Below are 16,413 nucleotides of genomic sequence, written 5' to 3' on the forward strand. Positions count from 1 at the left end.
AGGTGTTAATAATGAGTACATCCACCCTGAATACCGATAACTGGATTGCCGCCATGCTGCGCGTCGCTGCGCGATTCGGTAAACCTGCCGATGGCAAAACCCTGCGTCAGCAGATGCGCTGGTTTGAACATCTGCCGGTGTCACAGCAGCTGGAGCGGCTTTCCGGCCTGCTGGGACTGCATCTGACTATGGTGCCGCAGAACAAACTGCGCTGGCGTCAGGAGATCACGCCCGTGGTGCTGGTGCTGGAAAATGCCAGCGTGGCGGTGCTGGAGAACATCGATTCCGACGGCAGCGCGCGCTACTGGCTGAGTGAAGGCGGCGATGTAGTGCGTGAAAGCGCCTTATCGGAACTGCTGGCACGCGCTCAGGGCGATGTCGGTGTGATTGGCGTGGCGGCGCGTGGCCGTGATGCGCGCATCGACGAATTTGTTCAGCCCTATGAGCCACATTGGTTCTGGAAAAACTTTCGCGGCATGGGTCGCCGCATCACCGAGATCTCGCTGGCCTCGGTGATCGGCAATGTGCTGGCGCTGGCCGGTATTCTCTTTTCGATGCAGGTCTACGATCGGGTTATTCCGGCGCAGTCGCAGTCCACGCTGTGGGTGCTGTTTGTCGGGGTGCTGATCGCGGCGGCCATTGAGTATCTGATCCGGCTGATGCGAACCCAGGTGTCTGACCTGATGGGCAAACGCATCGACCTGAAAGTCTCGGCCATGCTGTTTGCCAGGGCGATGAGCATCCGTAATGAAGCCCGGCCAAAATCGACCGGCTCCTTTATCTCGCAGCTGCGTGAGATCGACCAGGTGCGCGAGTTGCTGACCTCAACCACGGTCGGCGCAGCGGCCGATCTGCCGTTTGTCATCCTGTTCCTGTTTATCATGTCGTTTGTGGGCGGCTGGCTGGTGCTGATTCCGCTGGCGGCCATCCCGCTGATCGTTATTCCCGGCATGCTGGTGCAGATCCCGATGGCGCGGCTGGCGAAAGAGGGGCTACGCGAAGGGGCGCTGCGCAATGCGGTGCTGGTGGAGACCATCGAAGGCATTGAGGATATCAAGGCGCTGCAGGCGGAACCCTATTTTCAGCGTCAGTGGGAGCAGACCCATGAAGTCAGCGCCGCCATCAGTAATCAGCAGCGGTTATGGGGCGCGCGCCTTACCGGCTGGGCCTCGACGGTGCAGCAGCTCACCTATGCGGGGATGCTGGTGTTTGGGGTCTATCTGGTGCTCGATTCGCAAATTACCACCGGTACGCTGGTCGCCTGTAGCCTGCTCTCGTCACGCACCATCGCCCCGCTGATGCAGCTGACCATGGTCTTCTCGCGCTGGCAGCACGCCAAAATGGCGATGAAAGGGCTGGATGAGTTGCTGAAAAAGCCGCTCGATCAGCCTGAAGCCGCCACGCTGGCGCACTGTCCCACGCTCACCGGCCAGTACGATCTGCGCAATGTGCATTACAGCTATGACGAAGAGAATGAAAAGAACGTGCTCAACGTGCAGCAGCTGCAGATTAAACCCGGCGAGAAGATTGCCATTCTGGGCAAGGTCGGGGCAGGGAAATCGACGCTGCTGAAGATCCTCGCCGGTCAGGCGCAGGCCAGCCAGGGCAAGGTGATCGTCGATGGCGTCGATATTGAGCGTATCGATCCCACCGATTTACGCCGTCAGCTCGGCTGGCTCTCGCACGACTCCCGCCTCTTCTTCGGCACGCTGCGGCAGAACCTGATGCTGGGCAACCCGCATGCCAGCGAACAGGAGATGCTGCAGGCGCTGCGTATCAGCGGCGCGCTGTCGCTGGTTCAGCAGGATGCCGCCAGTCTGGATCGCATTATCAACGAAGGCGGGCGCGGGCTTTCGGGCGGGCAGCGCCAGATGGTGATGCTGAGCCGGTTGATCCTGCGTCAGCCGCAGGTGGTGCTGCTGGATGAGCCCACGGCGGCAATGGATGAACAGCTGGAGGAGCATGTTATCCGTCAGCTGCAGGGCTGGATTAGCGGCCGGACGCTGGTGCTGGTGACGCACCGTCCGGCGCTGCTGAAGATGGTCGATCGTATTGTGGTGATGGACAACGGCCGCATCGTGGCCGATGGCCCGCGTGACGAGATCCTGCGCCGTGCAACCCCGCCCGCGACGCCAGGTAAAGGAGATGCCGCATGAGTCTGGTGATTGTTGATAAAGATCTTGCCCGTCATGAGCGCCGGACATCGGCGATTATCTGGCTCTGCACCGCCGCGCTGGCGATATTTCTGATCTGGGCGCACTTCGCCATTCTGGATGAGGTCACCGTCGGCACCGGTAAAGTCACGCCCTCCAGCCGCGCGCAGGTGATCGACAGCCTGGATGGCGGCATCGTTAAGCAGCTTAACGTGCATGAGGGCGATATCGTCGAGAAAGGGCAGGTGCTGGCGACCCTCGATCCGACACGCTTCCAGTCAAATTTCGGTGAAGCGCAGGCCAAAGTGCGTACGCTGCGTGCCTCGTCCGAGCGGCTGGAGGCGGAGCTGTCGGGCACGCCGCTGAAGTTCAGTGCCGAAACGCTGAAGGAGCCGAATCTGGTCACCCGTGAGCGGCAGCTCTATGAGTCGCGACGTCGTAATCTCACCGAAACCATCAGTAACCTGCAGCAGTCGCTGAAACTGGTGCAGGATGAGCTGCGGCTGACCGAACCGCTGGTGGCGAAAGGCGCGGCAGGGCAGGTTGAGGTAATTCGTCTGCGTCGTCAGGTCAGCGATCTGCGCGGTAAAATTGATGAGGCGCGCAATGACTATCTGGTGCGTGCTCACGAAGAGCAGGTGAAAAACAATGCTGAACTGGATGCGCAATTGCAGGTTGCCGCAGGCAAAGAGGATCAGCTGACGCGTGCCACGCTCTACTCGCCGGTGCGCGGCATCGTCAAAGATATTCAGGTCACCACGGTGGGGGGCGTACTGGAGCCGGGCGGTAAACTGATGGAAATCGTGCCGCTGGAGGATCAATTGCTGATTGAGACGCGTATCAACCCACGCGATATTGCCTATATCCGGCCGGGTCTGGCTGCTACCGTGAAAGTCACCGCCTATGACTCCTCTATCTATGGCGATCTGCACGGTGAAGTCGAAACGGTCTCGCCAGATACGCTGCAGGATGAGGTAAAACGTGATCAGTATTACTATCGCGTCTACGTTCGTACCCAGAAAGCCGAGCTGACCAACCGCGCCGGACGAAAATTCCCGATTGTGCCCGGAATGGTCGCCAATGTGGAGATTAAAACCGGTCAGAAATCCGTCATGGATTATCTGATTAAGCCGCTGAATAAAGTCAAAGAATCGCTGCGCGAGCGCTGAGAATCCGCGCCAGCCTGACTCTCCGCCTGCTTAATTACGGTGATAAATTAACATGGCGGATATTTGGGCAATATTGGCGCAAAGCGTGCGCAATTTAACAATCTGTGCGGAGTCAGGCCGAAGTTAATTTAACCCGATAAAGAAAGTTTACGAAGATATAGCGCAACGGCAAATGGCGGGCAAAAAAATGCCGGACAAATTGTCCGGCGGGAAATAATAAGTTGTACATCTCATTCGGGGAGAATGAAGGTAATAATGGAATAAATGATGATAGCGGGGTCTATTCTATTACCAGATGCCGTATAAGTTTTATCATTCAGTGCTTCGGAATACTCTTATGTAACCTGTTGATAAAAATGAGTTCAGATCGGGTTTATCATTTTGTGCGCCATTTTTTACCGATCCGTGCTGCTTATTAGTTCCCCGATATTTACATTTTGAAATAACTGTTTCGATGTATGAAACAGTTTTGGAAATTTAGTAGCATTTTCCTGGTGGATTATTACCCGCTATAAAACAACAATGGCCTGCCGGCTGAATTTTTAATCGTTCAGTTAGCAGTGGCAAATAATAAAGGCACATAACAGAGGGTAATAAAATGAAACGTCGCGTTCTCTCCCTGATGATCCCTGCATTGCTGGTTGCAGCAGGATCAGCAAACGCAGCTGAAATCTATAACAAAGACGGCAACAAATTAGATCTCTTCGGTAAAGTTGATGGCCTGCACTACTTCTCTGACAACAGCAGTTCCGACGGCGATCAGTCATATGTTCGCTTCGGCTTCAAAGGCGAAACGGAAATCAGCAATGAGCTGACCGGTTACGGCCAGTGGGAATACCAGGCAGCACTGAACAATTCTGAAGATGAAGGGACAGCCAACAGCTTCACCCGTGTTGGTTTTGCGGGTGTGAAATTTGGTGATGCGGGATCGTTCGACTACGGTCGTAACTACGGCGTTAACTACGACATCGGCGCATGGACCGACGTGCTGCCAGAGTTCGGCGGCGATACTTATGGCGCGGATAACTTCATGTATCAGCGCGGTAACGGCATGGCGACCTACCGTAACAACAACTTCTTTGGTCTGGTGGATGGCTGGAACTTCGCAGTCCAGTATCAGGGCAAGAATGGCAACAGCAGCGAATCACCGAATGGCCGTGACGTACTGGGGCAGAACGGCGACGGCTGGGGTCTGAGCACAACGTATGATCTGGGTTCAGGTTTCGGCATTGGTGCGGCAACCTTCCAGTCTGACCGTACCAACGATCAGAACAGCACAACATCAGGCATCCTGGGCCGTGGCGACAAAGCGGCGGTGTATACGGGCGGTCTGAAATATGACGCGAACAACGTCTATCTGGCGGCGATGTACTCACGCTCCTTCAACGCAACGCGCTTCGGCAGCAACGACTCTTCAGTCTTTGGTTATGCGGATAAAGCGGATAACTGGGAACTGGTTGCGCAGTATCAGTTCGACTTCGGTCTGCGTCCGTCCCTGGCGTATGTCACCTCACGCGGCACCGATGTTCAGAACTTCGGCAAACAGAATCTGAAAAAATACATTGATGTTGGCGCGACTTACTACTTCAACAAAAACATGTCCACCTATGTTGATTACCAGATCAACCTGCTGGACGACAACGAATTCACCGACGCAGCCGGTATCAATACCGACGACGTGGTGGGTGTAGGCCTGGTTTACCAGTTCTGATTTGTCGGGGAGCGCAGTTACGGCTGCGCTCCTGCGTTATCTTCCGGGCTGAGCGCTTCAGCCTTTGGCCACGTCGTGGCTTCCGGCGCCGTCCTCACTGACGACATCACACTGCCGAATCGTGCCCCTTCAAACGCCACGCCTGCCAGGGTGAAGGCTGAAAAGCTCAGCCAGTGATGCCATGCTGACTGCCACTTCTGTGAATTTTTCATTCTGCACCTCTCAGAGATAAACACTGTTTCAACAGTGCAGAATTCATGCCAGCTTTACCGCTCTCACAGCCACAGACATTACGCCCGTTTTGGTACACTTGCCGCGCGCGTCAGAGAGCGGATGCCCCAAATCGGTGCAGCTAAGCCTGTTACTGGCGCGGCCGTGAAGGCGTCATATGGCGATGACGGCGCTGTTCGACCACTTTATAACTGCCGTAGACAAACAGACCCAGGGCAACGACAAGAATCATATAGATCATCTGTAACTCCTTACGTTGTTAATGTTAATCGCCTGGTAAGAGGCGGGATCAGGATAGATGACCGGTGAATGTTCTCGTGATTCAGAAAAAGATTCAACTCTCTTTAAGCTAATTTACCCGAATTTTATGCTTTGTAGTGGCTCTTCATAAAGTGTTACAAGCGAGGAATGATGCGTTATAAGATTAATCTGCTGTTTATGTCACTTTTAATTCTGATGGTGGCGGGCTGTGATCAATCTGCCCCGACACCGTCGATGGTGCTGGAAGGGAAAACCATGGGCACCGTCTGGCGGGTCAGCCTGGCGGGTGTGGAGCGCGCGCGCAAAGCGGAACTGCAGCAGCGCATTCAGCAGCAGCTGGATGCGGATGATGCTGAGCTTTCAACCTGGAAGCCCGACTCCGCATTATCGCGCTTCAACCAGAGTCGTGACCTGTCACCGCAGCCGGTGAGTGAAAACATGGCGGATATTGTCACGACCTCGCTGCGGATTGGCCGTAAAACCGGCGGGGCGATGGATATCACCGTCGGACCGCTGGTCAACTTATGGGGCTTTGGTCCGACGAAACAGCCTGTCCATACGCCGGATGCGGCACAGATCGCCGCCGCCCGTGCGCAGACCGGATTGCAGCATCTGCGGGTACTGCAGGGCGCCGATGGCCAGTGGCTGCAGAAAGATCTGCCGGGCCTCTATGTCGATCTCTCGACGGTGGGGGAAGGCTTCGCCACCGATCATCTGGCACGCCTGATGGAGCAGCTCGGCATCAACAATTATCTGGTATCGGTGGGGGGCGCCGTGCTGAGTCGTGGCCTTAATGCGCAGCAGCAGCCGTGGCGGGTGGCGATTCAGAAACCGACCGATCGTGAGAATGCGGTTCAGGCGCGCGTCAGTCTGCAGGGACACGGTATCAGTACCTCCGGCAGCTATCGCAACTATTATGAACTGGACGGCAAGCGCATTTCTCATGTGATCGATCCCGTTACCGGGCGGCCTATTGAGCATAAACTGGTTTCTGCCACGGTAATCGCCACTACGGCGCTGGAAGCCGATGGCTGGGATACCGGACTGATGGTACTCGGCACGGAGAAAGCCAAAGCGCTGGCAATTGAACAGCACCTGGCGGTCTATCTGATCAGCAGGCAGGGCGACAAATTTGTCAGCTGGATGTCGCCGCAGTTTGCTGCTTTCCTGATCCCCGCTGAATCCGGAGAACCCTGATGTTAGATCTTTTTAGTGAAGAGCAACCCTGGCAGGAGCCGCTGGCTGAAGGTGCCGTGATCCTGCGACGACGCGCGCGTGAAGATGCAGAGGCGCTGTATCAGCAGATACTGGCGATTGCGGAGCAGAACCCGTTTGCCCATCGCATCACGCCCGGCGGCCATCGCATGTCGGTGGCGATGACCAACTGCGGCGATTTTGGCTGGTCGGTGGATTCACGTGGCTACAATTATCAGCAGCAGGACAACCTCAACGGGCGCAAGTGGCCGCCCATGCCGCCGCTGTTTCGGACCCTGGCGCAGCAGGCCGCGGCAGAAGCGGGCTTTCCGGGCTTCAATCCGGATGCCTGCCTGCTTAATCGCTATGAGCCGGGTGCAAAGCTGACGCTGCATCAGGATAAAGATGAGAAAGACCTGCACCAGCCTATCGTTTCGGTGTCTTTGGGATTACCGGCGGTGTTTCAGTTTGGCGGCTTCGAGCGCGGTGACAGTACCCAGCGTGTGCTGCTGGAACATGGCGATATTGTGGTGTGGGGCGGGCCATCGCGCCTGCGTTACCACGGCATTCTGCCACTCAAGCCAGGCGTTCATCCGCTGGCCGGTCCGTGGCGTTATAACCTGACGTTTCGTCGCGCCTTTTAACCCGCCACGCCGGTGACGACGTGGTGAGAATAACTATTGCTATCATTTGGCATCCCATTACACTGCAGGCTGTTTTTTAGCTGATGGATTGCCTGCATGACGTTGTTACGCGTTGTTTTTCGCCAGTTCCGCTGGCCTTTTATCGGGGTGATTGCCCTGACGTTGTTAAGCGCCGTGCTGGGTATCGGCATGATCGCCTTTATCAACCGCGAAATGATTGTCGCCATTAACACCTCGTTTGCGGTACTGCCGCAGTTCCTGTTACAGCTGGTGGTGCTGATGGCGGTGACGCTCGCCTCGCAGCTGGCGCTGACGATGCTTGGGCATCAGTTTGTCTGGCGACTGCGCGGCGAGTTTATCAAGCGAATCCTCGATAGCCGGGTTGAACGCATCGAGCAGCTCGGCAGTGCGCAGCTGCTGGCGGGACTGACCAGCGACGTGCGGGCGATTACGCTGGCCTTTGTGCGCCTGCCGGAGCTGTTTCAGGGTGTCATCATTACCATCGGCTCAGCCATTTATCTCGCCTGGCTGTCGCCAAAAATGCTGCTGGTGACCAGTGTCTGGCTGGGTGTCACGCTGGTAGGCGGCTGGCTGCTGGTCTCGCGCGTTTACCAGCACATGGCAAAGCTGCGGGAAATTGAAGATAACCTCTATCGCGATTACCAGACGGTGATTGAAGGGCGTAAAGAGCTGCAGCTTAACCGCTCACGCGCGCAGCAGGTCTACGACACGGTTTATCAGGAAGATGCCCGCGCCTGGCGTCACCATATTGTGCGTGCCGATACTTATCATCTCAGTGCGGTCAACTGGTCAAATATCATGACCCTGGGCGCTATCGGCATGGTCTTCTTCATGGCTAACAGCCTGGGCTGGGCCAACACCGCGGTCGCCGCCACCTTCTCCCTGACGCTGCTGTTCTTACGCACGCCGCTGCTTTCTGCGGTGGGCGCATTGCCTACTTTACTCAGTGCCCAGGTTGCCTTCCGTAAGCTCAACGCCTTTGACCTTGCCCCTTATCAGGCCGGGTTCCACGCGCCATCGGCCTCCTCTGACTGGCAAACGCTGGAGCTGCGGGACGTCTCTTTTCACTATGGTGATAATGGCTTCCAGGTCGGGCCGATTAACCTGACGCTGCGCCGGGGTGAACTGGTGTTTCTGATTGGCGGCAACGGCAGCGGGAAATCGACGCTGGCGATGCTGCTGACCGGGCTGTATCAGCCTCAGTCCGGCACGCTGCTGCTGGATGGCAAGCCGATAACGGCGGATGAGCTGGATGTGTGGCGCAGTCAGTTCTCGGCGGTGTTTACCGACCTGCATCTGTTTGACCGGTTAATCGGGCGGGAAGGGGTTCCGGCCAATCCGGCGCTGGTGCAGCAGTGGCTGGAAAGGCTGAAGATGCAGGATAAGCTGAAGATTGAAGGCAATAAAGTGCTCAATCTGCGGCTGTCAAAAGGGCAGAGTAAGCGACTGGCGTTGCTGCTGGCGGTGGCAGAAGAGCGCGATGTGCTGCTACTGGATGAGTGGGCGGCCGATCAGGACCCCCACTTCCGGCGCATCTTCTATCGTGAGCTGTTACCCTGGCTACAGCAGGCGGGTAAAACGGTATTTGCTATCAGCCATGACGATCACTACTTCATTCATGCCGATCGGCTGCTGGAGATGCGTGAAGGCCAGCTGACAGAGCTGACCGGTAACGAGCGCGATCTCGCCACGCTCGACTCGGTAAAACGCACCGACACCGGGCTTTGACGGCAGATGGCAAAACTTAGCCGCTACCGTGTTAAGTTCTGTGCATGTCGCTGAACGTTGTGTTTAACATTTCTCTAAGCGTCAGCAGCAAGCTGCCGCGCCTATTGCCAGATGTACCTCCTGCCAATGCAGGAGGCATCCGATTAGTGGGCGAAATGTTGATCAAGCGGTGCACTGAACCAGCGATTGTTCAGCACGTTTTTGATAACACTATTTTTGTCTGCAGCTGACAGGGAGTTGTCCTGATCAATACGGGTGAGAATATCTTTATAGCTATAAGTCTTATTGCTCATGTAGATAATGGCTTTCTGCTTATTAGCATCCATCACTAACAGCGATTCCCCCGCAGCGGCATTTTCCGGCGTCCATTTCTTCCATTCCGGAAGGGTCTGATCGTTTGGTGACCCTGTTGCCAGGAAGTTTTTAATGTAGGTATTAAAAGATTGACCTAATGCCTGAGAGCCTTTCAGCTTCAGGGCATCCTGCGTAAATTCAGCATACTTATTTTTATCCCAAAAAGGCATAAATACGCCGTGAAAAGAACCGATGGCGGATAATTTATCACCCGTGACAAACGCATCCGTGCCATATCGGAACTCCATGCCATACAGCGGCGCGTTATAATTTTTATACATCATCTCAGCAGACTGATTAACATTAAACAGGCTGTATAGCAGCCCGCCATAGTGATTCGCAAAGGTGTATTTATTCAGCAACGTGGTGTTGTTTACAAGCGTTCCATCTTTCACTTGTTCTGCAAACATAGGGTCGTTACGAGCGAAGAAAGAAAACTCCTGTTGTCCTGTGGCCATGATGGCGGGGACAGCATTATATTTTTTGGTCTCAAAGCCATCTTTCGGGATCACCACACCATCGCGGTAGAGATGCGGAAATTGATTCATGCGGATTCCCGCATCGCCAAAAAGCATGGCCAGTTCTGCTGCCGGGAGTTGATAGAGAAATTGACGCACGTCTGTTGAACCTGACAGGAGCCAGGTTTTCGCCGCGCTGGCATCCGGCTTAATGCCCTGTTTGACGACCAGAGGTGCCAGTCTTTGTGCAAAAATGCTTTCCGCTTCATCTTTGTCAGAGGTGGTCATGCCACCACTGAAAACAATGGCTTTATCGAAAGTATTTTTAAAATAGGGTGAGATAAGCATCGCCATCACGTCCCTGCCGCCAGCCGAAAATCCGGATACGGTGATATTATTTTTGTTACCGCCAAAAGCCTCAATATTAGCTTTGATCCAATCCAGCGATTTTTTGATGTCGAGTAAGCTGTAATTACCGGAATCATCCAGCGGATTGCCATCGTTCAGGGCTTTTAAGGGATTAAAGCCGAGTGCGCCCAGCCGATAATTTACGGTAACAATCACTGCATTGTATTTTTCAGCGATAAATGCCGGAGCAAATTCACTGGAGCTGCCCAGCTGGTTATTGCCACCGTGAATATAAACCAACACCGGAAGCGGGGAGTGGGTCCCACTCGGGCGGTAGATATTCAGATTCAGGCAATCCTCATTACCTTTGGCTCCGTCCGGAGAAACCTGGATGCAGTTAGTCGCGGGCCGGGTCGCATCGAAGACGGTTTGCCATGCGTCAGGAGAAACCGGTTTTTTCCAGCGCAGTTCTCCGGCCGGCGCTTTCGCATAAGGAATCCCGGTCCAGGAGAGCGTATTGTGATGGTCAGCGCCTTTCACTTTGCCAAATTGCGTCGTAATCTCAGGGGAGATATTTTGAGCAGTGGCTGAAGAGGCAACCAAAAAGAGTAAAAATGTCCGGGATAATCTGGGTATAGAATTTTTCATGCGTACCTTGTTCCAGGGAAATATTCCTTATACCTGAAAGGTCGCAGTGCACCGTGATGTCTGGCTCACAAAACAAGATAAATCCAGCAATTATCGCATGTTGCTGTTTTTCGGTGATGAAATATGCCTGTCGCCTGCAGAACGCATCTTACCTGTTTAGCCGGTTTTTAAAGCCGATGGGTGATCAGCGTGATTACCTGAGTATCCCGCCACATAAAGCCCGCCTCCAGTAATGTCCCTGACGTAAAACGCCCACCGAAGTCCTGAGTCAGCTGCAGCGTCGCCCGCTGCTGCGCGAAATCTGCTGAAACCAGTGCCGCATCCAGAAAGTCCATCGGCTGATGCAGTTGTGGCCACAGTGCTTTGTAGAGGCTCTCTTTAAGTGAGAAGAGCAGAGTAGCGGCCGCACTGAAGGAGATGGGCAACGTCCGCAACAGTTCCTGCTCCTGCTCACTCATCAAGAGCTCTGCTGTTTCCTGCGCCGTCGTCTCCGGCATGACCTGTTCGACATCGACCCCAACGGCCCAGGGCTGCCGGGTTGCCGCCACCACGACGACGCCACCACTGTGCGACAGCGATGCCTGAACGCCAGCGGGCCAGCAGGGAGACCGATCGGGAGCGTTGGTCAGAATGAAATCAGGAATCCCCAGCTCTGCCATGACTGACCGGACCAGCAGTCGGCTGGCAAGGTATTCGGCACGCCGTTTTCTGACTGCCTGCTGAAGCCGGGCTGGCAGGGGAATACCCGATTCGGCAGCCAGCGCGTCACGATATTTTTGCGGATCAAAGTGACTCACCGCCAGCAAGGGCTCGCTGCGGTTCAGGTGGCCGGAAAGGATAAAGCCGCCTGTAGAAGGCGGCAGCGGCAGGTCGGGATAGCGCATGCGAAACCATTAAAGCCAAAACGGCATTAAATCAGGCTCGATGGATCAGGGCAAGCAGCCCGCCGGAATCAGTCGTTGGGAGGAATGGCAAAACTCTTCAGAGAAACTACGAAATGGTGGTGACCCCTGCTGATACGTGCACCCCGGTCGCACCAGTGGCTTGCCAGACGAAAGAAATCGTCGCTGCCAATGTCATACGCCAGTTCCACTTTGCTAATGCCCGAATGCAGTAACGCTTCTGCATCTTTCAGGCTTTTCGCTTTGATCGCCATAAAAATTATCCGTCAATTTCTGGGGAGTTCAGGGTAGTCATTTTCTGTGACATTTTTGTTTCAGTTTGATGAAAAAGCGCGACGGCAGGCCGATTTTGTGAGGCGGATCAGATTCTGATGCAAGCGTTAACCTGCTGATTGTTAGATAAATGTTAACTGCTGCACGGGACGATTCTGAATGTTGAGAGGGGGAGGGGCACCGATATCAGACAGAGAAAGGCCGCGTCAGACGCGGCCCTGTGGGTTACTTCTGGTCTGGCGGGGAAGGTTGCTTATCGCCGGACTCGGGTGCTTCGGTTGGATCGTCTTTTTCAATAACTGTCATGAACTCTCCTCTTGTTACCCACACATCCAAAGTATAGATCGATTTGCGAGAGGTGCGAGGAAAGTTAAGGTCTGATGACAGAAACGAAAAAAGCAGCCTTTTGGGCTGCTTTTCAGGGAATTTGGTCGGCACGAGAGGATTTGAACCTCCGACCCCGGACACCCCATGACCGTGCGCTACCAGGCTGCGCTACGTGCCGAACACTGGAAGATAAGTCTACTGGTTATCGTCATTAAAGCAATATACCCACCGACTATTTGCCTGATAATTAATCAGTTAGCGATAAACCGCTTCTCTTCGGTCAGAACCTGCAACAGCAGCGCCAGCTCTGGCTTATGATCCTTCAGCGTGTTGCCCTGCGGATCATAAGCGCGATAGCTGCCGTTGTTGTTGAGTACCAGCGTCACCTGCGGCGTGGTAATCACCAGCTTGTTCTCTTCACTGCTCGCGACCCAGTCGTGGCGACGACGCGCAGCAAACAGATCTTCACCCTGTGAATAGTTCACCGGATTGGTGCGCACATGCAGCAGTCGCTGCATCAGCGTCGCCATCACATCCTGATGATCAGAAAGACGATCAACGGTCTGCGCCGGGGTATCAGGCCAGTGAATCACTAACGGCACCTGCAGGGTCTGGCGGTTTCCGGCGCTGTCAGGATCGCCATCCAGTGCGAGTCCACGCTGCGCGGTGATCACCACCACGGTGTTCTTCAGCAAATCACGCGCCTTCAGGCTGTCGAGTACCGCATGAATCTGCTCATCAACGGCCGGTGCCTGGCGCAGATAGCTGCGCTGACGGGCTTTGGCACTGTCGCCGGTGACATCAGGACCATTCAGGGCAACCCATGAGAACCACGGTGCCTGTGAACCCTTCTGTTTCTCCAGCCAGTCCTGCCATTGCGCTACGGTACTGGCGTTAGGCTGGCTGTTTGTCGCAGGCAACGAATAATCGGTCAGCAATGCCTGGCGGTAGAGCGGTGGATTAAAGCCTTCCGAGGAGAACAGGCCAAACTGATAACCCTGGGTGCTAAGCGCGCCCAGCAGGGCCGACGGCGTTCGGGAGGCCAGAATACCGTTCATATAGCTGGAGGAGATACCGTAGAACAGGCCAAACAAGCCTTTCTCCGGCGTATCACCCGCGCTGTAGTGCTGGGTAAAACGCACGTTCTCGCTGGCGAACTGATTCAGTTCCGGCAGCGCTTTGGCGAGCGTCGCGTTGTTCAGGCCATCGACAGTCAGCACCAGCAGATTGTTACGTGTGCCGGCATCACGGAACGTAATGTCGCTCAGCGGATACTCGACTGCCACCGCTTCCGGGTCGCCCTGCTGAATCAGCCGACGCTGATACTCCTGCGCATCCAGCAGGCCGTGACGCTCAAGGAAGCGGCGGGCGGTCATCGGATAGGAGAGCGGCAGATTGGCGCGCTGCATGGTAATCGGGCGATAGAAGTTGGCATCAGCCCAGATATACATCAGGTGGCTGGCAAAGAAGGCGCTGATAAAAAGCGCGGCGACAGGCTTGCCAAACGAACGGCGATTCAGGCTGCGCAGCTTCTGCCAGCTCCAGGTCGCAAACAGCATCTCGACCAGGAAAATCAGCGGCACGCTGATAAACATCAGCTGCCAGTCGCGCGCCATCTCACTCTGATCGGGGTTGATGACCAGCTCCCACACCACCGGATTAAGGTGCAGGTGGAAGCGGCTGAACACCGCACTGTCGACCATCACCAGCGTCAGCCCGGCGGTAGCGACCACCGCAGAGAGCACCCGCATCAGCCGTTGCGACATCACCACAAAGGTCAGCGGGAAGATAATCAGCAGATAGGCGGCAAATACGACAAAACTGAAGTGGCCAACCCAGCTGGTATAGGCGTAGATGCGCCCCGCCAGCGAAGAAGGCCAGTCGGCGACCAACAGGTAGCGACTGCCTAAAATCAGCGCGAATAAGATGTTAAACAGAGCAAACCAGTGCCCCCAGCTAATCATCTGGGAGACTTTTTCGCGGTAGCGCTGCCGGTTGGTTACCATATTATGAAGTCAAATCAGCCAATTAATGGGCGTTATCGTCACGCACTGATGCCTGAAGGGCATCGGCGAAAGAACGTGCCAGAGAACGACGTTGCGCCGGGGCGACATCGCTGTTAATTAAGTTGGTCACCATATTTCCCAGAACCATCAGGGAGAGATCGGTGGGGGCCTTGTCCTTGTGCAGGATTTGGGCCATTTCCGCGAGGAGTTGTTCCACGCGTTCGTCACTGTAACGGGATGATTGTGCCATATCGTCGTCTAAGCTCATTTCAAAAGGCGATATATTACCGGAACAGCGTACTTTTTACCGCAATTTTATCGAAAGCAGCCTGTTCGCTTCACGCATAGAGTTGAAAGCCGATGCTGGCGGTGTTTGAATACGCGCCTGTGCTAAAAGGAGAGTCTACCATGAGTCTGGATATCGACCAGATTGCCCTGCATCAGTTAATCAAACGCGATGAAAACCAGCTTGAGCTGGCGCTGCGCGATTCGCTGCTGCCTGCCACCAACACGGTTAACGCGATGGTGGAGGAGTTACACCGGGTTTACAGCGCAAAAAGCAAAGCCTATGGCCTGTTCAATGCAGAGAGTGAACTGGCCGAAGCGCTGCGTAATTGTCGTAAGGGCAACGATGATTTTCTCGCTTTTAGCCGTGCCGCGACCGGCCGTCTGCGTGACGAGCTGGCAAAATATCCGTTTGCGGAAGGCGGCGTGGTGCTATTTATTCACTACCGTTATCTGGCGGTGGAATATCTGCTGATTGCGGTGCTGAACAGCCAGTCCAGCATGCGCGTCAACGAGCAGATGGATATCAGCAGCACCCATTATCTCGACATCAACCATGCGGACATCGTGGCGCGTATTGATTTAACCGAGTGGGAAACCAACCCGGAATCGACCCGTTACCTGACCTTCCTGCGCGGCCGCGTCGGCCGTAAAGTGGCTGACTTCTTTATGGACTTCCTCGGTGCCGAAGTGGGATTAGACACCAAGGCGCAGAACCGCGGTCTGTTGCAGGCCGTCGATGACTACTGCAACGAGTCGGAACTGGATAAGCAGGAGCGCCAGAACTATTGCCAGCAGGTTTACAGCTACTGCAACGAGCAGTTGCAGGCGGGCGAGGAGATTGCGCTGGAAGATCTGTCGAGCGAACTGCCACCGCTGGGCGAAAAAACCTTCCAGGCTTTTACCCAGGAGCAGGGCTACGAACTGGAAGAGAGCTTCCCGGCGGATCGCAGTACGCTGCGTCAGCTGACGAAATTTGCCGGAAGCGGCGGGGGACTGACCCTGAATTTCGATGCGATGTTACTGGGCGAACGCATTTTCTGGGATCCGGCCACGGACACCCTGACGATTAAAGGCACACCCCCCAATCTGCGCGACCAGCTTCAGCGTCGTACCAGCAGCAAATAAAAAAGCCGGGCTTAGCCCGGCTTCTGTTCTCTGACACATCGATTATCTCGGTGTATCAGGGACAAAATAAAAGGGCCGGTTTCTCAACCGGCCCTTCTACCTTTCAACGTCATTCGCGATTAAGCGCGAACGAAGTCGATGTGGAACAGTTTTGGCTTGAACGGGTGACGCTGAACAGCCTGAACTTTCACTTTAGTTTCTTTACCGTCAACGGACAGGGTCAGAACTTCGTCGTAGAAACCTGGTTTAGATTGCAGGTTCATTACTGAGTCGTGATCCAGATCGATGGCAACAGCCGCTTCAGAACCACCGTAGATGATGGCCGGGAAACGGTTTGCTGTACGCAGGCGGCGGCTCGCACCCTTACCCTGCTCTTTACGTTCTACTGCATTGATAGTGAGCATTAATATATCTCTTTATTTAAATCCTGCTACAGGCGACCCAGTAACAGGCAGGTTATTCAATACCGCTGATGCACATGCAAAAGCGGGCGGCAGTATAGCCGTTATGCCGGGTGGTAGCAAACGATATACCCGTCCGCCGGGTTCGGCATCCGGTCAGCCCTGCCACGC

At 55.0% G+C, this 16,413-nt stretch carries 15 protein-coding genes and 1 tRNA gene; 7 read left to right on the forward strand and 9 right to left on the reverse strand.

The genetic code is table 11. The annotated features are described in order from the left end of the window. The first annotated feature begins 11 nt into the window (after nt 1–11). The 3 genes from PU624_RS10090 to ompC all read left to right on the forward strand — a co-directional run bounded on the left by PU624_RS10090 (nt 12) and on the right by ompC (nt 5,033). On the forward strand, nt 12–2,156 hold the full coding sequence (locus tag PU624_RS10090) for a type I secretion system permease/ATPase (RefSeq protein WP_283547497.1): 2,145 nt from the start codon (nt 12–14) through the stop codon (nt 2,154–2,156). After that, a complete protein-coding gene (locus tag PU624_RS10095) occupies nt 2,153–3,322 on the forward strand; it encodes a beta-barrel domain-containing protein (protein WP_283547498.1) in 1,170 nt (389 codons plus the stop codon). Before PU624_RS10090 ends, PU624_RS10095 begins: the two co-directional genes overlap by 4 nt. 598 nt (nt 3,323–3,920) lie before the next feature. Continuing rightward, on the forward strand, nt 3,921–5,033 hold the full coding sequence (gene ompC / locus PU624_RS10100; protein WP_283547499.1) for a porin OmpC: 1,113 nt from the start codon (nt 3,921–3,923) through the stop codon (nt 5,031–5,033). 17 nt (nt 5,034–5,050) lie between these two features. Here ompC and PU624_RS10105 read toward each other — a convergent pair whose 3' ends face one another. Together PU624_RS10105 and PU624_RS10110 are read right to left on the reverse strand one after the other, a co-directional pair. After that, complete coding sequence (locus tag PU624_RS10105) at nt 5,051–5,245, reverse strand: hypothetical protein (protein ID WP_283547500.1); 195 nt, start codon at nt 5,243–5,245, stop codon at nt 5,051–5,053. A 149-nt stretch (nt 5,246–5,394) separates the two neighbouring features. Next, a complete protein-coding gene (locus PU624_RS10110; RefSeq protein ID WP_207308297.1) occupies nt 5,395–5,505 on the reverse strand; it encodes a response regulator in 111 nt (36 codons plus the stop codon). A 167-nt stretch (nt 5,506–5,672) separates the two neighbouring features. Between PU624_RS10110 and apbE the strand changes: the two genes are divergently transcribed. From apbE to PU624_RS10125, 3 genes are all read left to right on the forward strand, one after another. Further along, entirely contained in the window at nt 5,673–6,722 is a 1,050-nt protein-coding gene (gene apbE, locus PU624_RS10115) for an FAD:protein FMN transferase ApbE (RefSeq protein WP_283547501.1), read from the forward strand. Further along, a complete protein-coding gene (gene alkB / locus PU624_RS10120; protein ID WP_283547502.1) occupies nt 6,722–7,363 on the forward strand; it encodes a DNA oxidative demethylase AlkB in 642 nt (213 codons plus the stop codon). Before apbE ends, alkB begins: the two co-directional genes overlap by 1 nt. 96 nt (nt 7,364–7,459) lie before the next feature. Next, on the forward strand, nt 7,460–9,112 hold the full coding sequence (locus tag PU624_RS10125) for a multidrug ABC transporter permease/ATP-binding protein (RefSeq protein ID WP_283547503.1): 1,653 nt from the start codon (nt 7,460–7,462) through the stop codon (nt 9,110–9,112). A gap of 143 nt (nt 9,113–9,255) precedes the next feature. Here the strand turns inward: PU624_RS10125 and PU624_RS10130 are convergent, their stop codons facing one another. The 6 genes from PU624_RS10130 to PU624_RS10155 all read right to left on the reverse strand — a co-directional run bounded on the left by PU624_RS10130 (nt 9,256) and on the right by PU624_RS10155 (nt 14,678). Further along, nucleotides 9,256–10,920 (reverse strand): carboxylesterase family protein, encoded by a 1,665-nt coding sequence (locus PU624_RS10130; protein WP_283547504.1) that lies wholly within the window; start codon nt 10,918–10,920, stop codon nt 9,256–9,258. Between the two features lie 167 nt (nt 10,921–11,087). Continuing rightward, nucleotides 11,088–11,804 carry a 4'-phosphopantetheinyl transferase family protein gene (locus PU624_RS10135; RefSeq protein WP_283547505.1) on the reverse strand — a complete coding sequence of 239 codons (717 nt, stop codon included), beginning with the start codon at nt 11,802–11,804 and terminating at the stop codon, nt 11,088–11,090. Between the two features lie 68 nt (nt 11,805–11,872). Further along, complete coding sequence (locus PU624_RS10140; protein ID WP_003854174.1) at nt 11,873–12,076, reverse strand: hypothetical protein; 204 nt, start codon at nt 12,074–12,076, stop codon at nt 11,873–11,875. Nucleotides 12,077–12,523: 447 nt separating this feature from the next. Next, nucleotides 12,524–12,600 (reverse strand) — tRNA-Pro (locus tag PU624_RS10145). A 73-nt stretch (nt 12,601–12,673) separates the two neighbouring features. Beyond that, nucleotides 12,674–14,428 carry an LPS biosynthesis-modulating metalloenzyme YejM gene (gene yejM / locus PU624_RS10150; RefSeq protein ID WP_283547506.1) on the reverse strand — a complete coding sequence of 585 codons (1,755 nt, stop codon included), beginning with the start codon at nt 14,426–14,428 and terminating at the stop codon, nt 12,674–12,676. 22 nt (nt 14,429–14,450) lie between these two features. After that, nucleotides 14,451–14,678, reverse strand: a complete 228-nt coding sequence (locus PU624_RS10155; RefSeq protein ID WP_010248348.1) for a YejL family protein — start codon at nt 14,676–14,678, stop codon at nt 14,451–14,453. Between the two features lie 158 nt (nt 14,679–14,836). On the opposite strand from PU624_RS10155, the gene yejK reads away from it, so the two are divergent. After that, on the forward strand, nt 14,837–15,841 hold the full coding sequence (yejK, locus tag PU624_RS10160; RefSeq protein ID WP_283547507.1) for a nucleoid-associated protein YejK: 1,005 nt from the start codon (nt 14,837–14,839) through the stop codon (nt 15,839–15,841). Nucleotides 15,842–15,960: 119 nt separating this feature from the next. Here the strand turns inward: yejK and rplY are convergent, their stop codons facing one another. Continuing rightward, on the reverse strand, nt 15,961–16,245 hold the full coding sequence (gene rplY / locus PU624_RS10165; RefSeq protein WP_003854168.1) for a 50S ribosomal protein L25: 285 nt from the start codon (nt 16,243–16,245) through the stop codon (nt 15,961–15,963). Nucleotides 16,246–16,413: the final 168 nt, after the last annotated feature.

It is taken from the genome of Pantoea sp. Lij88, from assembly GCF_030062155.1.
Lineage (GTDB): Bacteria > Pseudomonadota > Gammaproteobacteria > Enterobacterales > Enterobacteriaceae > Pantoea.